We start from the raw sequence: 18,444 nt of genomic DNA, 5'->3' as shown, positions 1-18,444 counted from the left end.
CATCTACTTCGCTTCGTACCAGTTCTCTCCGTAGCTGACTTCCGATTTCAGCGGTACCGACAGCTTCAATGCATGACTCATGACTTCCGGAACCAATTCCTTCATGACCTCCAGCTCATCCTCCGGCACCTCAAACACCAATTCATCGTGTACCTGAAGCAGCATGCGGCTCTTCAATTGGCGTTCATGCAGCGCTTTGTCCATATGGACCATGGCAAGCTTGATAATGTCCGCCGCGGTTCCCTGTATCGGCGTATTCATCGCCGTACGCTCCGCGAAAGAGCGCAGGTTGAAGTTGCTGGCGTTGATCTCCGGCAAATAACGTCGGCGTTCCAGCAGCGTCTTCACATAACCGTCCTGCTTCGCCTGCTTGACGATCACGTCCATATAGCGGCGTACGCCCTGAAACACCTCGAAATACTGGTCGATAAACGCCGCAGCTTCCTTCCGGGTAATGTTCAGGTTCTGGGACAAGCCGTAGTCGCTAATGCCATAGACAATCCCGAAGTTAACCGCCTTGGCGGATCGGCGCATATTTGAATCCACCTCATCCACGCCGACTCCAAACACATCCATCGCAGTCTTGGTGTGAATGTCCATATCTTGAACAAAGGCTTCCTTCAGCCGCTCATCATCCGAAATATGCGCAAGCACACGAAGCTCGATCTGGGAATAGTCGGCAGCCAGAATGCTCCAGCCGGGCTCCGACGGCACAAAAACTTTACGCAGCTTGCGCCCTTCCTCCAGACGGATCGGAATGTTCTGCAAATTTGGATATTGGCTGCTCAGACGGCCCGTCGCAGCTATTGTCTGACGGTAATATGTGTGTACTTTCCCGGTCTGTGCCGAGATTTCCTTCAGAAGGCCTTCCACATAAGTAGATTGCAGTTTAGCCAGGGTACGATACTGCAGGATCAGGCGAACGATATCATGATAAGGCGCCAGCTTCTCCAGCACTTCAGCATCGGTGGAATAACCGGTTTTGGTCTTCTTGATGACCGGCAGCTCCAATTTGACAAACAGTATTTCTCCCAGCTGTTTAGGCGAATTCAGGTTGAATTCTGTTCCGGCAATCTCGTAAATCTCTTTAACGAGTTTGTCGATCTGCCCCTCGAACTCACGCCCCAACTCCTTCAGAGCTTCCGCATTCACGGCAATCCCCTGCTTCTCCATATCGGCAAGAATGCGGGAAAGCGGCATCTCCAGATCATGGAAGAGAGGAAGCATTTCATTTGCTGCCAGCTCCTTCTCCTGTACCGGGACAAGCTCCGTGACGGCCAAACATTTTCTAGCCATATGTTCGCTAAGCTTCTCCAGCTCGGGAACCTTGTATTTTGCCCCTTTACCAAACACATCCTCATCGGCTTGAAGATACGCGAGCCCGTATTTGGAAGCCAGCCCGCTGAGGCTCTGATTTGATTCCGTCGGATCCAGCAGGTAGGCCGCCAGATGGACATCAAATGCCGCCCCTGCAAAAGCAATGCCCTGCCAGTGGAGCGCCAGATCAATCCGATGCAAATCATAACCGCGTTTTTGGATTTCACTATCAGCAAGCCAAGCACGGACAGGCTCCGCCTCCTCCGACTTCAGAACGTCAAACGGAATATAGTACTGCCGTTCCGCTGTTGCCAGCGCAATCCCGATCACCTCTGCATGATGGGGATTGTCTCCGTGCGTCTCGACATGCAGCATAGTCACGTGTTCAAGAATGTCAGCAACGCCGGCTAGCTCCTTCGTGCCTACAATTGCCACATCAATCTTCGCTTCCGGCTTCGCCTCCGCTGCATCACCGCTGATCCCGCTCGTGCTCAGGTTCAGCCTTTCAATCAGGGATTTGAACTCCAGCTTCGCCAGCGCAGGTCCGGCCGTTTCCTCATTCAAGCCTGCAAACGCCATATCATCGAGCGACTGCTCCAGCGGAACCTCGCGGAAGATCGTAGCCAGCTTCTTACTGAGAATGGCGGAATCCGCATGCTCTTCAATTTTCTCCTTCATCTTGCCCTTGAGCTCATCGGTCCGCGAGATCACAGCCTCTACCGAGCCGAATTCATGCAGCAGCTTCAGCGCTGTTTTCTCGCCCACGCCTGGAACCCCTGGTATGTTATCGGAAGCATCGCCCATAAGCCCTTTTAAATCGATAATCTGTTCAGGGGTCAGATCGTAACGCTCCTTGATCTGCTCCGGTCCATAATACTCGATATCTGTAACACCCTTGCGGACCATGGCAATCGTTGTATGCTCCGAAGCCAGTTGAAGCATGTCCTTATCTCCCGATACAACCATCACTTTACGGCCAGCTTCATCAGCCTGACGGGTAATGGTGCCGATGATGTCATCCGCCTCATAACCGCCGATTTCAAATTGGGGGACACCCAAGCCCTTAAGCAGCTCTTTAAGCAGCGGGAATTGTCCCGACAGCTCAGGCGGTGTCTTCTGACGTCCACCCTTGTAATCCTGATAATCCGCATGCCGGAACGTTTCCTTGCCAGCATCAAAAGCTACCATCATATGTGTCGGTTTATGCTCTTCAATCACCCGAAGCAGCATGGTGGTAAAACCGTAAACCGCATTCGTCTGCTGCCCGCTTGCATTCGTAAGCGGCGGCATTGCAAAGAATGCACGGTAAATGATATTATTTCCATCAATTAGAATCAGCTTGTCCATAGAACACCTCACACCAATATTACTTCCTTCCCACATGATAACATAGGTTACCGCTAATTCCGAACAATCCGTTCGATTAACGGTGAATTCAAGATTTCACGCAAAAAAACGCCGGCTTTCGCCAGCGTTTCCCTGTAATCGCGCTTATTGATTGAGGTCAGGACGATGCCCTGTAACGAGATATACGGTACTCTCGCCGATATTGGTTGCATGGTCGGCAATCCGTTCGATGTAGCGCCCCACCATGATCAGCAGCATGGCTTGATTGGCCGAATCCGGATCAGAAGTCAGATGCGCATAGAGGTCCTGCAGAATGACGCTGTATAGATGATCAACCTGATCATCGTCCTGAGCCATTTTATAAGCCAGATCTGTGTTTTCGGTTAGATAGGATTCGATCGATTCTGAAACCATCGCCCTCACCAAATCCGACATCCGTGGAAGATCCACGAGCGGCTTAATCAGCTTCTGTCCTTGAAGGCGGATCGTAACCTTGGCAACGTCTCGAGCCAAATCGCCCATACGCTCCAAATCGCTTGCAATGCGGAAGGCCACCAAAATCCGGCGCAAATCCTTCGCCACAGGCTGCTGGGTTACAATTAAGCGGGAGCCAATCTCCATGATCTGCTCTTCCATGGTGTTTAACTGCGCATCGTTCTTGATAACGGCCTGTGCTTTCTCCGTATCCAAGGTCTGGAGAGACTGTACACTGCTGGCCAGAGCTTCCTCCATATGTTTGCCCATATCCTGCAGCAGGGTCTTCAGCTCATTAAGCTGCTGATCAAACTCAATTCTCCGGATCATGTGTGACGCTCCTCCTATCTGCTTTTAAGAAAGATCATTTCGATATTGAATCATTACCCGAAGCGGCCCGAAATATAGTCCTCGGTACGCGCATCGGATGGTGTAGAAAACAGTGTATCGGTGTTTGCGGATTCTACCACTTCACCATTCAGGAAAAATACCGTCTGCCCGGATACACGGGCAGCCTGGTGCATGTTGTGCGTTACCATGACAATGGTGTAGTTGCTCTTCAGCTCTTGTACCAGCTCTTCAATCTTCAGCGTTGAGATCGGGTCAAGCGCCGATGTTGCTTCGTCCATCAGCAGAATATCCGGTTGCACGGCAAGCGCCCGGGCAATGCACAGACGCTGCTGCTGGCCGCCAGAGAGGCTCAAAGCCGAGCGCTTGAGATAATCTTTGACCTCATCCCACAGAACGGCTTGTTTCAGGCTCTGTTCCACGATTTGATCTAGCTGGGCTTTGTTGCGGATGCCATGCAGACGCGGCCCGTACGCGATGTTATCATAGATTGATTTAGGAAACGGATTCGGCTGCTGAAATACCATGCCTACCTGTTTGCGCAATGCTTCAACGTGAACCTCTTCGCTGTAAATTTCCGTCCCGCCAATTTGCACGCTGCCTTCAATCCGGGTGGAGGGAATCATATCGTTCATCCGGTTCAACGTACGCAGCAGAGTGGATTTACCGCAGCCGGACGGTCCGATGAATGCCGTCACGGTTTTCTCCGGAATGTCCAGATCTACATTTTTCAGGGCGTGGTACGTGTCATAATAAAGGTTTAGTTTCTCAATTTGTATGATGGATTCCATATCTTATTCATGTCTCCTTTTTCACGATTAGATCTGCTTATAGCCTCTCTTAGATGTTCTTCGAATACTTATTCCGGATCCACACGGCTGCAATGTTCATAATGAACAGCATGATGAGGAGCAGAATGATACCCGAAGCTGCCAGCTCGTGGAAAGCCTCACTTGGTCTTGATACCCAGTTAAAGATCTGGATCGGCATGACAGTAAACGAATCAAGCAGATTCTCCGGCAAGAAGGCCACGTACGTTAAAGCACCAATCATAATCAGCGGCGCGGTTTCGCCGATCGCGCGAGACAAGGCCAGGATAACCCCGGTCATAATTCCTGGAATCGCTGAAGGCAGCACGGCGCTGGATACCGTTTGCCATTTCGTTGCCCCAAGGGCATACGAAGCGTCCCGCCGATTCTTAGGTACGGCACGAAGCGCCTCCTGAGCCGCAACGATAATAATCGGAAGCACGAGTAAGGTCATCGTTAATACCCCTGAGAGCAGACTGCGGCCAAGGTTCATCCCACGCACAAAAATCGCAAGACCCAGGATACCGTATATAATAGAAGGAACCCCTGCAAGCGTACTGATATTCAACTGAATCAGCCGAACCCAGCGGCTGCGTCCCGCATACTCTTCAAGAAAGATTGCCGCACCCACACCCAGTATAAAGGACAGCGGCGCCATGAGCAGCAGCAGGTAAATCGTGCCGACAATCGGTGATTTCAAGCCAGCTTTATCCGCAATTCGTGACGGAAAGTTGGTGAACAGCTCCGGTGAGAGCCTGTGAACGCCATCCATCACAATCGTAACAATCAAAGCCATCAAGGCCAGAATACCAATGCTGGTACAAGCCAGAAAAATAATATGCAGCGTCTGGTCACTTCGACGTCTCCGGTTGATACCTTTGCTATCCCCCAGATTTAATTGTTCCATCTAGTATTCCTCCCTGAAACGGCGAGCGACCCACTGCGCCAGTATATTAAGCAAGAAGGTGATGACAAACAAAGTCAGACCTACTGCAAAAATCGTACCGTATTCGATCGTTCCGCGCGGAACGTCACCCATACTTACTTGAACAATATAAGAAGTCATCGTCTGAATGCTTTCCAGCGGATTCAGTGTCAACTGCGGGGTTGCACCGGCAGCCACCGTTACGATCATTGTCTCGCCAATCGCGCGCGAGAACGCCAATACAAAGGATGACACTACGCCCGATAGAGCGGCAGGCAGCACGATTTTCAGCGCAACCTCAAACCGGGTAGCTCCCAGCGCATAAGCGCCATGACGCAAACTCTTCGGTACAGCTCGCATGGCATCCTCACTTAGTGACGATATCATCGGCAGGATCATGATCCCGACCACAATACCGGCACTAAGGGCGTTGAATATACCCATGTTGGGAAAAATCTTCTGAAGGAATGGCGTTACCGTTTCGAGCGCAAAGTATCCATATACAATCGTCGGTACACCGGCCAATACTTCAAGTACTGGCTTTACAACCCCCCGAACCCGGGCAGGAGCGTATTCATTGAGATAAATAGCGCATGCCAAGCCGATAGGCACTGCGAATAAGACCGCAATGCCTGTAATCAGCAATGTGCCGCCCAGCAAGGGCAGCACGCCGAATTCTTTTGGAGGGAGAATTGGACTCCATGTCGTTCCTGTCAAGAAGGACCATACCGGCACTTCCTTAAAGAAGATCACGGATTCCTGTAGAAGCGTATATACAATACCGATGGTGGTAAGCACCGAAAGCATGGCACACAAGCCGAGCAGAACTGGAATGATTTTATCTGAGATGCGTGTTTTGCTTCGACGGAATGTCATGCTTTTAGTGCTTCCCGCCACGGGTGAAGTTTTGTTCATTCTCCTCTTCCCTTTCTATGGGTCGCCCGGAGGGAACCCTCCGGGCATCTAGTCTTTAATTATTTTGCCAACTTGTCTATTTCTTCTTGATACTGGTCATCTTGAAGTGGTACGAATCCAACTTCGCCAGCAAGACTAGCGGCATTTTCAAGGTAGAAGTTCATGAACGCATTCACTTCTGGACGCTCAAGCTCTTTGTCATTCACATAGAGCAGCAGCGGACGGGACAATGGAGCGTAACTGTTATCCTTGATCGTTTCGATGCTTGGAGCTACGGTAGCTGTTCCGTTATCAATCGGAACCAGTTTCAACTTGTCTTGGTTCTCTTCATAGAAGGAGAATCCAAAGTATCCAATGGAGTTCTTGTCACCGGCAACGCCTTGAACAACTGCGTTTGTATCGGCACTGAACGTAATTTGCTTATCATTTCTGCTTGACTGTGCTTCACCATTAATCGCTTCGGTGAAGTAATCGAATGTTCCGTGATCCGTACCTGGCGAGTAGATTTTAATTTCTTCTGCGGGCCATCCCTCGCGAACGTCAGCCCATGTTTTCACGGTGCTGTTTGGTTCATAGATTTTTTTGAGCTCATCCACGGTGAGTTTATCTACAAATTCATTGCTAGGGTTAACAACAACGGACAATCCGTCATAGGCTACCAGAACTTCGTGATACTCAATGCCGTTGGCTTTTGCTTCTTCTGCTTCGGTATCTTTAATTGGACGGGAAGCATTGGCCACTGCGATTTCACTGCTGTTAAAGCGTTTGAAGCCAGCACCTGTTCCGCCTGTTCCAATCGGAATACGAACATCCGGGTTTGCTGCACCGAACTCTTCAGCAATCGCTTCGGTCAAAGGATGCAGTGTGCTTGAGCCGTCAATTTCAATTGTACCTGTCAAAGCTGCTGTGTTCTCTTCGTTTTGCTGTGCTGAACCATTGTCTGTATTTTCCCCTGTCGCACTGCCGGAAGTACCTCCGCCACATGCTGCCAGAAGCGTGCTCAGCATTAACACCAATACCAGAATACCTGCTGGTTTACGACCCCGTTTTCTAAACAAACGAATCCACTCCTTCAAAATGGTTGTTGTCTCTACTTTCCTACTCACAATATTGATAATAATCCTGTAATGTAATAACAGTTTCTGAGAAATGTAAACTCTGTGTAAAATCTCAAAAAAAACTAGAATCATAGACATAGATTTCGACACTTACGTTGTTGAAACATCGCTGTTGCTCATTCCTGCAAGCTCTAATTTGACCCGCTCCACGCGCTGGACCGTTTCCTCTGCCAGTTGATAAACCCGATTGCCGGATATCTCTATCTCATGAACGGTCGTCTCCATTTCATGAAACATCTGACTGCCTTCACTCACATGACTCTCGCATGATTGGATTTCTCTCAGGGAAGATACGGCACCTTCGGCTGTATCCGCTGCGAGCCGCTCGATGTGCTGCAGCAGCTCCGATATATCGCCCGAGAGCTTTCGTGTCTGCTTGGCAAGCGACTGCACCTCCACCGCAACCACTTGAAATCCCCGTCCGTGCTCCCCTGCATGTGCAGCTTCGATTGAGGCATTCATGGCGAGCAGGCTGCTTTGATTCGCAAGCTCCGTAATCATTCCAGTGATAGAGGATATCCGGCTTGCATTCTGGACGAGCTCAGAAGCTTGTCCTTCACGCTTGGTCATATCATCGACAAGCCCAAGGTATGAGGTTCTGACAAGTTCCAGCTTCTCTTTCCCGGTATGGGACCATTCCCTCATCTGTTTGCATTCGGAACTTGTTTTCGCTGCTGCCGTTCTGACCTCGGTTAACGAGGATTGTATATTATGCGTATGGCGGTAACTTTCCTGCAAAATCAATTCCCGCTTCTCTTCGGCCTCGGCTTGAAGACCGCTGGACAGACGCATGAGGTCGCGGACAGTCAGCACACCTGCAAGCCGATCCCCATCCGTTAACAGGACACAGTCGTAGAATTTTGAATCCGGACGCTCCAAAGCCATTTGAAGCAGGGATCCTACCCTCTCCGACATGTCGATCTTCATCGGGTGATGGTCCGCAAACCGAAAGGCTGGCCTCGTATAATACAAATCTACGGAGAACCTTCCCATCATGCGCTGGTAAAAAACATCCCGCATGATCAGACCTGACGGCCTGTCCTCCTCATTGCAGTAAATAACACAAGGGATGGACGGATCTTTCGCGAATGTATTCAACACGTCCAGGCAAGATTCACTCTCCCGGATAACAGGGACCTTTCTTATGTACTGCCGATATGATGCACCTGCTTCAGGCTCCGTTGTTAATCGGCTCTCGTATGCCGTTTCTGCTTGTACTTCTACTACCGTTGATGGTGCCGGTTTGGTTTGAAGCAGTGTCATGCGCCCTCACCCCTTTTGATCTGGTCCTTTAGACGCATCTTACTGGACTAGTATTAGGAGAATTTACTCAAAATATTAAGGCAATGTAAACAAAAAAACCTAAAAAAGACTCCTCATCATTTCAAATCGAATGATGGGAGCCTTTTTTCGGATTAACAACCAGTTTATAGCCAACTCCGCGTATGGAGTCTATATGCACGGATTCAGGATCAAGCTCAAGCTTCTTGCGAAGTGAACTTACGTGAACGTCCACGGTTCGCTGTCCGCCAATATAATCAAAACCCCAGACCACGTTCATGAGATCATCTCTCGTTAACACAACGCCCGGTTTTTTGGCCAGATAGAGCAGTACTTCAAATTCTTTCGGCCGGAGGTTGATGCTCTGACCGCCCAGCCGCACCTCATATTTCTCAGGGTAGATTTCCAGCTGTCCCAGTGAAATGACATTCCCCTGCTGGTCAGGCGTCTTTACCTCTTCCACATGGCCCGAAACCCTGCGCATGACCGCGGACACACGCGCCAGCAGCTCGGATACCCCAAATGGCTTCGTGATATAGTCATCCGCTCCCATCTTCAGACCTTGAACAACTTCCTCTTCGGCGTTCTTCGCAGTCAGAATAATGATCGGCGTAGTGATTCCGTTGCCGCGCAGCTTCTCTAAAATCTGAAAGCCATTCATCCCAGGCAGCATGACATCCAGCAGGATCAGATCATACTCATGATTGGCTGCTTTCTCGTAGCCTGCAGTGCCGTGCTCCTCTACCTCGACTTGAAATCCTTCCTGCGTGAGATTGTAAGACAACAGCCGAGAAAGTGTCGGCTCATCTTCGATAACAAGCATGCGTTGACTCAATGTTACCCCCGCCCTTATCTAGATAATTGGACTGCTTATGCAAGTATATCAACAGAATGTTAACGGAGTGTTAACTTCCTGTTTCGTCCGTTTCCTGCAATACCGGAAGATCAATGATGAAGGAACTTCCGGTGCCGAGCTCGCTCTCCACCTTGATGGTGCCGTGATGAAGATCCACAAGATGCTTAACAATGGATAGTCCAAGCCCGGTTCCGCCTGATCCGCGTGAGCGTGCTTTATCCACCCGGTAGAATCGTTCAAATATGCGGGGAAGATCTTTTTTGGGAATCCCGATCCCGGAATCCGTCACCACGAACTCCACCATATCATCGGCACTGCCTTTATTATGCTGTTCACGCGCGGTTAATTTTACTCGTCCGCCTTCCTGCGTATAATTAATTGCATTGGAGAGCAGATTCATGAAAATCTGACGAAGTTTATCCTCATCCCCCTCCATAAACAACTCTTCCGGAATGTCCAGCTCCAGGGTGATCCGCTTCTTCTCAGCCACTGTACGCATCATTTCCGATATCGTATCAAAGAACACCGACAGGTGAATCGGCGAGTAATCCATCTGGATTCGCTTGGATTCGATTTTGGACAGCTCCAGGATGTCGCCGATCAGCCGGTTCAGCCGTTCGGATTCGTCGTATATAATCTGGAGGAAGGATCGCGAGGTCTTCTCATCTGTAACTCCACCCCCGAGCAGTGTTTCAGCAAACCCTTTGACCGCGGCAAGCGGGGTCTTCAGCTCATGGGACACGTTGGCTACGAATTCGCTCCGCATGCGTTCAAGCCTGCGAATATCACTTACATCCTGCAGCAGGAACAGCATTCCGCGATAGGAGTCCTCTTCCTCTTCCTGCCTCATCGTCACCCCATCCAACCGGATAATGGCTTCAACCGGATAATAAAGATTGCGCTCCTCATGAAAATCTTCCTTGCTCTCAAGTCCTTCCTCCATCAATTTCGTCAACTCATAATGCTGCTTGAGCTCACGGTATGATTTGCCGGTAATCACTTCGGCATCAATGCCCAGCATTTTCTCGGCAGCCCGGTTGACGAGAATGATCTGACCTGCCCTGTTCACCATAACGATGCCGCCCGTCATATTGTTCAGAACGCTTTGCAGCAAATCCTCATTATCCCTTATGGTGCGCAGCTGGGTTTGCAGGCTGTCAGCCATGGCGTTAATGGCTTGTGCCAATTGGCCAATCTCATCCTGACGGTGAATCTTCACCCTCGCATCATACTCAAGGCGCGATATCCGTCTGGCTACGCGCGTTATTTTTTCCAGTGGTGAGGTTAAACCCTTGGCAACACGGTAACTCACCAAGGCAGCAATCAGAAACAACACCAGCAGGCCGATCCCCATAACCGTCCAGCCTTGTCTGACTCCCTGATCAACTTCCTTCAGGCTGACAGACAATCGGACGAACCCGTCAAAGTTCTCCCCTGCCTGAACAGGAAGTGCAACGTACAGCATGTCCTGCTGAAGGGTATTGCTCCGGCGGATGGTGCTGCCGCGGCCTTCCTTCACCGCTTGAAGCATTTCCTCACGATAGGCATGATTATCCATGGTTAGCGGATCGCTCTCCGAATCCCCGATAACCGTCCCATCCTTCAATATAAAAGTGACTCGAGCGTCGGACAACTCCTCCAGTTGTTTCGATCGTTCGGTATAATACGATACGGCATCCGGATTCTCCGTAGCCGGAAACTCCATCATGGTCTGCAGAAGCCTGATCTCCCGAACCATATTGTCCTCGAGCAGCTGAATATGCGACTGTTTGAACACTGTCACCATAGCCAGGCCTGCTGCAAGCATGGATAGTCCAATTAAAGTAAGCATAATCAGGGTCAAGCGGTTGCGATACTGCCTCATGGTCTCTCCTCTTTCTGCTGCATAATCATTCTGGATATATTACCGCCCGCGTCCGCCTTCTATGAAACAGCGCATGAATAACCGTTGCGGCCGGCTGTTGAAACATAATGCCCAGCACAACCGGGATCGAAGCCTGCGGTGAGAAATAAGATGTCGCAAGCACCATCCCGAGAGATATATTACGCATTCCTGAAGCATATGTAAATGTGATTTGCATTTCCTGGGTCGGTCCAAGCATCACATACGAGCCAAAATACCCAAGCAGATAACATATCACAATCAGCGTAAGGACAACCGGTATAACCACCAGCATCTCATCCTTCATGCCAGCTGCATGGGGAGCGATGGCTGCCGCATTGAGCATAACCACCAGCATGAAAAACAGCTTGGATATCGGCTGTGTCACCGGAGCTGACCAGTCCTTCATCCGCCCTTTCGATACTTCGTACAGCATCACTCCGATCAGTGTCGGCAGTACCACCATGGTCAACAAATCCAGAATCAGTTCAGAAGAGTTCCATGTAACCAGAGCATCCCCGATAAACATGTCCATCAATGCTGGCACAACCAGCGGACTCAGTATAGTATCCAGCACTACAACAGCTAATATGAACGGAACGCTCCCGCCGGAGCTTCCCACCCACATCACCGAGGATATCCCCAGTGGAATGATGGCGAATAACAGCAGACCTATCGTATAGGCGGACTGTGCTCCGAATACGGCAGAACCCAGTCCGTAAGCAAGCACCGGAGCCGCCGCATGGGCGAGCAGCAGCGTCAGTATGACGGCAAAGGGCTTTTTTAGAACACCTTGCAAATGTCGGATGCCGCAGCCAAGAGCCATGATCAATGTAATATAACCAAACAAATAGGGGATCCAGTGTACAAAATCCAGCAAATAATCCGAGAGCAGCCAGCCAAGCACCAGCGAGCCGGGAATCAGCAGAAAGGTGTACTTTTCAAACCAAGCTGCAAAAGCCAATCCAAAACTTCTCACCTGTTTCCTCCTATGACTGAATTGACGTATTTGACTTTCATCATAAACCGGAGTGTTCTGATCCGCAACGAAAATTCGAAATAAGATCATGCGAATTCATTGTGACTACGTAAGCAGGCCCTTTAGCCAGCAAGTACCAGATCGCTATCCGGAGTGCCAGATTCCATATCATCCATGCTCCGATAAAAATGTGCCGATCTCTCCCGTTGTATCAACCATACCAATCTATGAATCTCGCATATATTGGTTAAGGAAAGGAGGAGATTACGATGAAGAAAGTCTCAATCTCCCAGGTAGTTTATCCCAGACTCGCGCTTTATAGAGAGGAGTTCTACGCAGGACGCCGGTTTGTCGGACGTGGAAACTTAGGGATCCGCAATCTCGAAGGAACCTTTGGTGACATTGAAAGCCTGCGATTCTTCTCGACAAGATCCAGCGCCACCCTGGTTCTGTTCTCAAGACGTAATTTCAAAGGTGTGTTCAGGGTGTTCCGCGGCAGCACCAATATCGCGGATCTTGGTGATATCATTGGCGGTGAGGAACCGGAATCCATTATCAGCTCGAACCGTTTCTTGACCCTGGCCGAAATCAGAGAGATCCGGGATACCGGCGTTCTTCCGAGCGGTTTCAGAAGCGTCTGATTATCCGAATCATCAATCACATGAAAACAGCGAATATCCAGGCTGAAGTCCTGGATATTCGCTGTTTTATTCTAGAAACGTATGCTCGAAGTCTCTCGTAACAGATACAAGTGACTTATCCGTTAATCACTTCACCGCCATTGACGTGAATCACCTGACCACTCACATAGGAGGAGTCTGTTGATGCCAAATATACATAAGCCGGAGCCAGTTCTTCCGGTTGACCCGGGCGCTTCATCGGCTGGGTTGCGCCGAATTCACTCACCTGGTCCTCCGGGAAAGTTGAAGGGATCAGCGGCGTCCAGATCGGCCCCGGGGCTACCGCGTTTACCCGAATCCCTTGCTCAACGATATTCATTGACAACGAGCGCGTAAAAGCAACAATGGCTCCCTTGGTAGATGCATAATCCAGCAGCTGCGGGCTTCCCCGGTAAGCCGTGATGGAGGTCGTATTAATAATCGAGCTTCCCTTGGACAGATGCGGCATGGCCGCCTGTGTCAGATAGAACATCCCGAATATGTTTGTTCGGAAGGTCCGCTCTAATTGTTCTTTCGAAATGTCCTCAATTTTCTTCTGAGGATGCTGTTCCGCTGCATTATTTACGAGAATATCGAGTTTCCCAAGCTTCTCTACCGTTTCGGTCACGGCATCGCGGCAAAAAGCATCATCGCCAACATCACCGGAGATCAGCAAGCACTTACGTCCTTCCTGCTCCACCTGACGCTTCGTTTCTTCGGCATCCTTGTGCTCGCTCAGGTACACAATGGATACGTCCGCACCTTCCTTGGCATAATGCACGGCTACCGCACGGCCAATGCCGCTGTCACCACCGGTGATCAAGGCTACCTTGCCTTGCAATTTACCGGCAGCTTTGTATTCATTACTCTCGAATTCCGGTTTCGGGTGCATCTCCGATTCCGTTCCTGGCCTGTGATCCTGATGCTGGGGCGGCAATGTTTGCTTTGGTTGATCTTGTGGCATATGAACATTTCTCCTTTCAGGTCAGTATCTCAAACAACCATTCTTAGGATGTGTACGACACGGCTCTTTATACTCCTAAAAAGCCTCTCGCTATTGTTTTTTACCCATATTGATCAGGATCAAACGTTGTACAGTGTTTTCTTTCAACAAAAAAACCGCCCGATTCACCGGGCGGTTTTCTCCTCGTATGTAGCTGTTCTTAGATGATGTGGTTGAACACCATGAAGAAAATCATAACCAAAAGCAGCAAGGCCAGAAGAGCGCTAAGCGTACCCAGCTTGCTTGTTTCTTCCTTCACTTCACGTTTCTCGCGGATTCCTGCAATCGCATTCTTCAGCGGTTTGCTCATAATGCCCCCTACCGCAAACATAGCCAGAAGCAGGATCGTTACAATAATCATCCAGGCAGGTGAATAGTCCCCTTGAGACATCAAGTATCCGCCAGTCAACAGCTGAATGACCAAACCATACTGAGCAAATCGATTCGTTACCCGAATCGTATTAATAGCTCCTTCTTGAGCACCGAGAGACAGCTTCTGAATACCGCCAACAACAAACGGCAGGATCAAGTAAAATCCTAGCGCCGCCGTACCGACCATATGCAGAAAAAATGTCACGTTCCACATAAATAATTCCTCCAAAGTCATTAGTGTGATTATTGTTACATACACGTCATCGTCCTTATTATACTGGACAGATCATCCAAAGAAAAGCAATCCCGCCCCTGGAAACGGGACGGGACTGCATTTTTAGACGATTCTGTGAAGCGTGATTCAGTTACAGAGTCACAACCGCCGTCACATTGCGTACAGATTCAGCAGATTTATCCAGTGCAGCTTTCTCTTCAGCAGTCAGCTCGAGCTCAAATATCTTCTCGATGCCGTCTCCCCCGAGGATGGCAGGCACACCCATGAACAGGTTGTCATAGCCGTACTCGCCTTCCAAGAGAGCAATAACCGGAATAATCCGCTTCTTGTCCTTCAGAATTGCTTCCGTCATCTGCACAAGAGATGCCGCCGGGGCATAGTACGCACTGCCGTTACCCAGCAGGTTAACGATCTCGCCGCCGCCAACGCGAGTGCGCTGTACAATCGCTTCAATCCGCTCGGCGGGAATCAATGTGTCGATCGGAATACCGCCGACACTGGAATAGCGAACGAGAGGGACCATGTCATCGCCATGACCGCCAAGAACAAATCCGCGCACATCCTCAACGGATACGTTCAGCTCCTGTGCGATGAATGTGCAGTAGCGGGCTGTATCCAATACGCCGGACTGACCGATAACGCGGTTCTTGGGAAATCCAAGTGTGTTATATGCCACATACGTCATGGCATCCACCGGATTACTCAAGATGATGACCGTCGAGTTCGGAGCGTGAGTCTTCACGTTCTCACATACCGATTTCACAATTCCTGCATTCGTGTTAACGAGATCGTCGCGGCTCATGCCCGGCTTACGAGCTACACCAGCTGTAATGATAACGATATCGGAATTTGCTGCATCCTCATAGTTGGATGTACCGACAATGTTGCTGTCAAATCCTTGAACCGGGCTTGCTTCCAGCATGTCCAGAGCTTTACCTTTGGTTGGGTTCTCGAGCTGTGGAATATCGAGCAGAACCACATCACCCAGTTCCTTTTGAGCAAGCATCAGCGCGGTCGTCGCACCAGTAAAGCCAGCACCTACTACCGTAATCTTTTTACGAGTAATTGCCACGATGTCTCTCCTCCTTACAGGTTTTTAATGATTTCGTCTGCGAACTCGGAGCATTTTACTTCTGTAGCGCCTTCCATGAGGCGAGCGAAGTCATAAGTCACGGTTTTGTTGTTGATGGATGTTTCCATGCCTTTGTAGATCAGGTCAGCCGCTTCCTGCCATCCCAAATGCTCAAGCAGCATAACGCCGGACAGGATAACGGAGCCTGGGTTCACCACGTCTTTGTCAGCATATTTCGGAGCAGTACCATGAGTCGCTTCGAAAATCGCATGTCCTGTTACATAGTTAATGTTAGCACCTGGAGCGATACCGATACCGCCAACTTGTGCAGCCAGTGCGTCGGAGAGATAGTCACCGTTCAGGTTCAGCGTTGCGATCACATCAAAGTCGGTTGGACGTGTCAGAACCTGCTGCAACGCGATATCAGCAATCGCATCTTTTACGATGATTTTGCCAGCATCTTCAGCTGCCTTCTGAGCAGCGTTAGCCGCATCGACGCCTTCTTGATCCTTGATGATGTCGTATTGAGCCCAAGTGAACACTTTATCGCCAAATTCAGCTTCAGCTACTTCATAACCCCAGTTTTTGAAGGCACCTTCCGTAAATTTCATGATGTTGCCTTTGTGAACCAGCGTAACGGACTTACGTCCATGCTTAACTGCATATTCCACAGCTGCACGAACAAGACGCTTGGAACCTTCAGCGGATACAGGCTTGATGCCGATACCGGACGTTTCCGGGAAACGGATTTTGTTCGCTCCCATCTCGTCTTGAAGGAACTTGATCACTTTCTTCACTTCTTCGGAACCTTCTTTATATTCAATACCTGCATAGATATCCTCTGTATTCTCACGGAAAATAACCATGTCAACCAGTTCGGGACGTTTTACCGGGGATGGCACGCCTGTGAAGTAACGAACAGGACGCAAGCAAGTGTACAGATCCAGCTCTTGGCGAAGAGCAACGTTCAGGGAACGGATACCGCCACCGATTGGCGTCGTAAGAGGTCCTTTAATTGCAACGATGTACTCGCGAATCGCTTCAAGCGTATCATTCGGGAGCCATTCACCGTATGTATTGTAAGCCTTCTCACCGGCAAACACTTCATACCAGGCAATTTTCTTGGAACCGTTATATGCTTTCTCTACAGCTGCATCAAGCACGCGCTTGGAAGCTTTCCAGATGTCACGGCCCGTCCCGTCACCTTCAATAAAAGGGATGACCGGGTTGTTAGGTACCTGCAAGCTGCCGTTATCAATCGTGATTTTGTCGCCTTCAGTCGGTAGTGCGAATTTTTCCAATTTCATAAGTATGAGTTCCTCCTTCGAATATGGTTCTTATTTCTAGCCATTCAGAAAAATCCATGTGAATAGGCACAGAGAAACCCGCCAGCCGCGATTCGCTCACGTTTAAGCGGTTCTCTAGCCTATTGTACATGATTGCCAGTCACTTAGCGAAGTTCTATCGGCACATATTTTTGATCGGTCAAACCTGTATACTCTGCACGCGGGCGGATAATACGGTTGCCTTCATACTGCTCAAGGATATGCGCAGTCCATCCGGATACGCGGCTGATGGCAAAAATCGGTGTGAACAACTCCTGCTCGATGCCGAGCTGAGTATAAACCGATGCGGAATAGAAATCAACGTTCGGCTTCAGACCCTTTTGGTTTGTAACCGTCTCGTCGATCAGAACCGACATGTCATACAGCGTGGTATCCCCTTTCATTTCACCAAGCTCACGAGACATTTTTTGCAGATGCTTCGCGCGGGGATCGCCGTTTTTGTAAACACGATGTCCAAAACCCATAATTTTCTCACGGTTGTCCAGCTTCTCCTGAATGTAAGCCTGTGCCCGATCAAGCGAACCGACTTCGTTCAGCATCTTCATAACGGCTTCGTTCGCACCGCCGTGCAGAGGACCTTTGAGTGCGCCGATGGCAGAAGTAACACCGGAATATATGTCAGACAGTGTTGCTACGGTTACGCGGGCTGCAAACGTGGATGCATTAAGCTCGTGATCCGCGTGAAGGACGAGCGCCTGATCCAGCGCCTTGATGGAAGTCTGATCAGGATCCTCGCCTCTCAGCATATACAGGAAGTTCTCCGAAATGGAGACGCCGGCTTTGGGAGCTACCGGATCCTTGCCCTGACGCACACGAGCGATAGCAGCAATGATAGTCGGAAGCTGAGCTTGCAGTTTAACCGCTTTCTTCTCATTCGCTTCACGGCTCATATCATCGCCTTCTGCGTCGTACAGCGCAAGCGCGGATACAGCGGAACGAAGCGCAGCCATCGTATTGCCGTCCTTCGGATACAATCTGATCTGCTCAATAAGCTCATCCGGAATTGCAGCGTAGTCGCTCAAATCCTGCTGGAGCGCCTTGAGCTCCTCTGCGTTTGGAAGCTTTCCAAACCAGAGCAGATAGGCTACCTCTTCAAAACTTGCATGTTCTGCGAGATCGTCAATATCATATCCACGGTAGGTCAGAACGCCATCGACGATCGAACTAATCGCGGAGGTGGTAGCTACAATGCCTTCCAAACCCTTGGTAGCTGTCATGCATCATCTCTCCTTTGTGATCGGGATAAACTGAACGGTTTTGACTTTCATGAAAACATTTTCATGAAGTCGGATGAAAAAGAAAAACACGCAAAAAAATTGCTATGGTCCTAGTCACAAAACCTTCTCATATCATACTGGATTTTGTCTGATATGTGAACATAAGCGACGACATTCGCCGCATCAAAATGTTTTATCGACACCATAAACATTTTTTTGAAATCACTTACAATTCCATTATACCTATGATATTTCTCATTGTCGAATCATGAAGATGGACGTTTTCGAA

The 18,444-nt window shown here is 49.6% G+C and carries 16 protein-coding genes; 1 reads left to right on the top strand and 15 read right to left on the bottom strand.

The annotated features are described in order from the left end of the window. Positions 1-3 precede the first annotated feature (3 nt). The 10 genes from polA to PGL02S_RS16965 all read right to left on the bottom strand — a co-directional run bounded on the left by polA (position 4) and on the right by PGL02S_RS16965 (position 12,251). Positions 4-2,664, bottom strand: coding sequence for a DNA polymerase I (gene polA / locus PGL02S_RS17010; RefSeq protein WP_036643285.1), 2,661 nt, complete (start codon positions 2,662-2,664; stop codon positions 4-6). Positions 2,665-2,808: 144 nt separating this feature from the next. Next, positions 2,809-3,468, bottom strand: a complete 660-nt coding sequence (gene phoU / locus PGL02S_RS17005; protein ID WP_006212021.1) for a phosphate signaling complex protein PhoU — start codon at positions 3,466-3,468, stop codon at positions 2,809-2,811. A 53-nt stretch (positions 3,469-3,521) separates the two neighbouring features. Beyond that, positions 3,522-4,277: a phosphate ABC transporter ATP-binding protein PstB gene (pstB, locus tag PGL02S_RS17000; RefSeq protein ID WP_006212022.1), complete on the bottom strand. Its 756-nt coding sequence runs from the start codon at positions 4,275-4,277 to the stop codon at positions 3,522-3,524. A 49-nt stretch (positions 4,278-4,326) separates the two neighbouring features. Then, positions 4,327-5,202, bottom strand: a complete 876-nt coding sequence (pstA, locus tag PGL02S_RS16995) for a phosphate ABC transporter permease PstA (RefSeq protein WP_006212023.1) — start codon at positions 5,200-5,202, stop codon at positions 4,327-4,329. Beyond that, a complete protein-coding gene (pstC, locus tag PGL02S_RS16990) occupies positions 5,203-6,096 on the bottom strand; it encodes a phosphate ABC transporter permease subunit PstC (protein WP_228029941.1) in 894 nt (297 codons plus the stop codon). It abuts the gene before it with no gap. 98 nt (positions 6,097-6,194) lie between these two features. Next, entirely contained in the window at positions 6,195-7,193 is a 999-nt protein-coding gene (locus tag PGL02S_RS16985) for a PstS family phosphate ABC transporter substrate-binding protein (protein ID WP_063455948.1), read from the bottom strand. Positions 7,194-7,343: 150 nt separating this feature from the next. Beyond that, positions 7,344-8,516 carry a methyl-accepting chemotaxis protein gene (locus PGL02S_RS16980; protein ID WP_036643289.1) on the bottom strand — a complete coding sequence of 391 codons (1,173 nt, stop codon included), beginning with the start codon at positions 8,514-8,516 and terminating at the stop codon, positions 7,344-7,346. Positions 8,517-8,637: 121 nt separating this feature from the next. Then, positions 8,638-9,369, bottom strand: a complete 732-nt coding sequence (locus PGL02S_RS16975) for a response regulator transcription factor (protein WP_036643290.1) — start codon at positions 9,367-9,369, stop codon at positions 8,638-8,640. Positions 9,370-9,439: 70 nt separating this feature from the next. Then, on the bottom strand, positions 9,440-11,254 hold the full coding sequence (pnpS, locus tag PGL02S_RS16970) for a two-component system histidine kinase PnpS (RefSeq protein WP_036643292.1): 1,815 nt from the start codon (positions 11,252-11,254) through the stop codon (positions 9,440-9,442). A gap of 25 nt (positions 11,255-11,279) precedes the next feature. Then, positions 11,280-12,251, bottom strand: coding sequence for a bile acid:sodium symporter family protein (locus tag PGL02S_RS16965; protein ID WP_036643294.1), 972 nt, complete (start codon positions 12,249-12,251; stop codon positions 11,280-11,282). Positions 12,252-12,520: 269 nt separating this feature from the next. Here PGL02S_RS16965 and PGL02S_RS16960 point away from each other — a divergent pair, with 269 nt between their 5' ends. After that, positions 12,521-12,892: a hypothetical protein gene (locus PGL02S_RS16960; RefSeq protein ID WP_036643296.1), complete on the top strand. Its 372-nt coding sequence runs from the start codon at positions 12,521-12,523 to the stop codon at positions 12,890-12,892. A 115-nt stretch (positions 12,893-13,007) separates the two neighbouring features. On the opposite strand, the gene PGL02S_RS16955 is transcribed toward PGL02S_RS16960, so the two are convergent. The 5 genes from PGL02S_RS16955 to citZ all read right to left on the bottom strand — a co-directional run bounded on the left by PGL02S_RS16955 (position 13,008) and on the right by citZ (position 18,155). Then, complete coding sequence (locus PGL02S_RS16955) at positions 13,008-13,874, bottom strand: SDR family oxidoreductase (RefSeq protein WP_006212031.1); 867 nt, start codon at positions 13,872-13,874, stop codon at positions 13,008-13,010. A 199-nt stretch (positions 13,875-14,073) separates the two neighbouring features. Then, a complete protein-coding gene (locus PGL02S_RS16950) occupies positions 14,074-14,499 on the bottom strand; it encodes a hypothetical protein (RefSeq protein WP_036643298.1) in 426 nt (141 codons plus the stop codon). A gap of 151 nt (positions 14,500-14,650) precedes the next feature. Continuing rightward, complete coding sequence (mdh, locus tag PGL02S_RS16945) at positions 14,651-15,592, bottom strand: malate dehydrogenase (protein ID WP_006212034.1); 942 nt, start codon at positions 15,590-15,592, stop codon at positions 14,651-14,653. Between the two features lie 14 nt (positions 15,593-15,606). Then, complete coding sequence (gene icd / locus PGL02S_RS16940) at positions 15,607-16,899, bottom strand: NADP-dependent isocitrate dehydrogenase (RefSeq protein WP_036643299.1); 1,293 nt, start codon at positions 16,897-16,899, stop codon at positions 15,607-15,609. Between the two features lie 143 nt (positions 16,900-17,042). Beyond that, positions 17,043-18,155, bottom strand: coding sequence for a citrate synthase (gene citZ / locus PGL02S_RS16935; protein WP_006212036.1), 1,113 nt, complete (start codon positions 18,153-18,155; stop codon positions 17,043-17,045). Positions 18,156-18,444: the final 289 nt, after the last annotated feature.

The organism is Paenibacillus glucanolyticus NBRC 15330 (assembly GCF_004000885.1).
GTDB lineage: Bacteria > Bacillota > Bacilli > Paenibacillales > Paenibacillaceae > Paenibacillus_AQ > Paenibacillus_AQ glucanolyticus.
Note: the sequence above shows the minus strand (reverse complement) of the source record. Positions and strands in the feature narration are given on the sequence as shown.